The organism is Propioniciclava sp. (assembly GCF_036744435.1).
Lineage (GTDB): Bacteria > Actinomycetota > Actinomycetes > Propionibacteriales > Propionibacteriaceae > Propioniciclava.
Map to the genome: position 1 here is coordinate 1 of NZ_DAIOIA010000222.1, position 2,197 is coordinate 2,197.

The following is a 2,197-nucleotide window of genomic DNA, read 5'->3' on the forward strand; positions in this document are numbered from 1 at the left end:
TCTGCGACCCCAGGCCGACGAAGTAGGCGGCGTAGGCCAGCGCCGAAGGGATCAGTCCGAGCAACAGCACCCAGGTCAGCGCCGCCGACGTGGGCGAAAAGCCGACGGGTCCGCCCGCCAGCGCGGCGACGACGAGGACGGCGCAGCCGCCCAGCAGAAAGGACCCTGCGGTGCCGGTGATGGTGTCGAAGTCGGGTTCGGGCCGGGCCCCCAGCAGGCTGATCACCGCGAACGCGGCCCCCGCGATGACTGCCAGCCCGCAGCCCAGGAGCGCCGCCGCGGGCGCGATACCCGCGGGCGGGGTGCCCATGAACAGGACCAGCCCCGCCGCGGTGCAGCCCAGGGCGGCCACCAGCCGGGGCCGCAGCCGCTGGCGTCCGCTGGCCAGGTCGGCGGTCAGGACGAAGACGGGTGCCGATCCGATCGCCACCAGCGTCGCGATCGAGACACCCACCACGCCGACGGCGCTGAAGAAGGCGAGTTGGTAGACGGCGGACGCCGCGGCGACCGCCACCAGGCGGCCCCAGCCCCGGCGCGTCCTCGGCGGGCGGAAGCGTCGCAGCGCGAGCGCGAGGAGGGTCAACAAGGCGCCGCCGACGAGGATCCGGTAGCCCGCCACCGACAGGAACGGCAGGCCGGTGGCGGCGACGAGCAGCGTCCCCAGGGTCCCCGAGGTACCCCACGCCACCCCGGCCACGACCAGGGCGACCATGCCCCCCGCGGGGGCGCGCCGCGCGTCCAGCGTCCGGCCTACAGCACGTCGCCGGGGGCGTACGCGGCGCCCTCGGGATGGGCGGCGGCCAGTTCGGCGACCCGGGCGGCCAGGGCGTCCACCTGGGCGGCTGCCGATCCGGTGAGTTCGAGCGGGTTCGCGACGGCGGCGTCCAGCACCTCGCGGGAGACGCCCAGGCGCGGGTCGGCGGCGAGCCGGTCGAACAGGTCGTTGTCTTTGCGTCCGGTGCGGCGCATCTCCAAGGCGACGGCGACGGCGTGCTCCTTGATGGCCTCGTGGGCCTCCTCGCGACCCACGCCGTGCTGGACGGCGGCCATGAGGACCTTGGTGGTGGTCAGGAACGGCAGGTAGCGCTGGAGTTCGGCCTCGATGACGGCCGGGAACGCCCCGAACTCGCCCAGCACGGTCAGGAACGTCTCGAACAGCCCGTCCACGGCGAAGAAGGCGTCGGGCAGGGCGACGCGGCGCACCACCGAGCAGGACACGTCACCTTCGTTCCACTGGTCCCCGGCGAGCTCGCCGACCATGGACAGGTAGCCGCGCAGCACCACCGACAGGCCGTTGACGCGCTCACACGAGCGGGTGTTCATCTTGTGCGGCATCGCCGAGGAGCCGACTTGGCCCTCCTTGAACCCCTCGGTGACCAGTTCGGCTCCGGCCATGAGCCGGATCGAGGTGGCGACGTTGGAGGGGGCGGCGGCGGTCTGCACGAGGGCGGCCAGCACGTCGAAGTCCAGCGAGCGCGGGTACACCTGGCCGGTGGAGGTGAGCACCCGGGTGAACCCGAGGTGGGCGGCGACCCGGCGTTCGAGTTCGACGAGCTTGGCGGCGTCCCCGCCGAGCAGGTCAAGCATGTCCTGGGCAGTACCGACGGGGCCCTTGATGCCGCGGGCCGGGTAGCGGCCGATCAGCTCGTCGACCCGCTCGTAGGCGACCAGCAGTTCGTCGGCGGCGGTCGCGAACCGCTTGCCGAGCGTCGTCATCTGGGCGGCCACGTTGTGGGAGCGCCCGGCGATGGGCTGGTCGCGATACTGCACCGCGAGCCGAGCGAGAGACACCAGCACGGTCACGATGCGTTCGCGGACCAGCTTCAGCGAACTGAGCGCCTGGTACTGCTCAATGTTCTCGGTGAGGTCGCGCGAGGTCATCCCCTTGTGGACGTGCTCGTGACCGGCGAGCGCGTTGAACTCCTCGATGCGGGCCTTCACGTCGTGGCGGGTGATGCGTTCCCGAGCCGCGATGGAGTCCAGGTCGACCTGCTCCAGGACGCGGTAGTAGTCGGCCAGCACGGCGTCGGGATCGTCCCCGCCGAAGTCCACCCCGAGGTCACGCTGGGCCTCCAGTACGGCCAGCCACAGCCGCCGCTCGGCGACGATCTTGGCTTGCGGGCTCCACAGCTCCCGCATCGCGGGCGACGCGTAGCGGCTGGCGAGCACGTTGGGGACGGTCATCGGTTCTCCTTGC

2 protein-coding genes are annotated in these 2,197 nt (G+C 72.3%); both read right to left on the bottom strand.

Features of this window, described 5'->3' with window-relative positions:
- Positions 1 to 712: DMT family transporter (locus tag V7E09_RS15380; protein ID WP_324523709.1), on the bottom strand; the 712-nt coding region annotated here is incomplete at its 3' end.
- 38 nt (positions 713 to 750) lie between these two features.
- Positions 751 to 2,184: an adenylosuccinate lyase gene (gene purB / locus V7E09_RS15385; RefSeq protein ID WP_324512227.1), complete on the bottom strand. Its 1,434-nt coding sequence runs from the start codon at positions 2,182 to 2,184 to the stop codon at positions 751 to 753.
- Positions 2,185 to 2,197 lie beyond the last annotated feature (13 nt).

Bases quoted from the DNA above. Each gene is read 5' to 3' on its own strand.
- purB (WP_324512227.1), bottom strand. From the start codon at position 2,184: ATGACCGTCCCCAACGTGCTCGCCAGCCGCTACGCGTCGCCCGCGATG.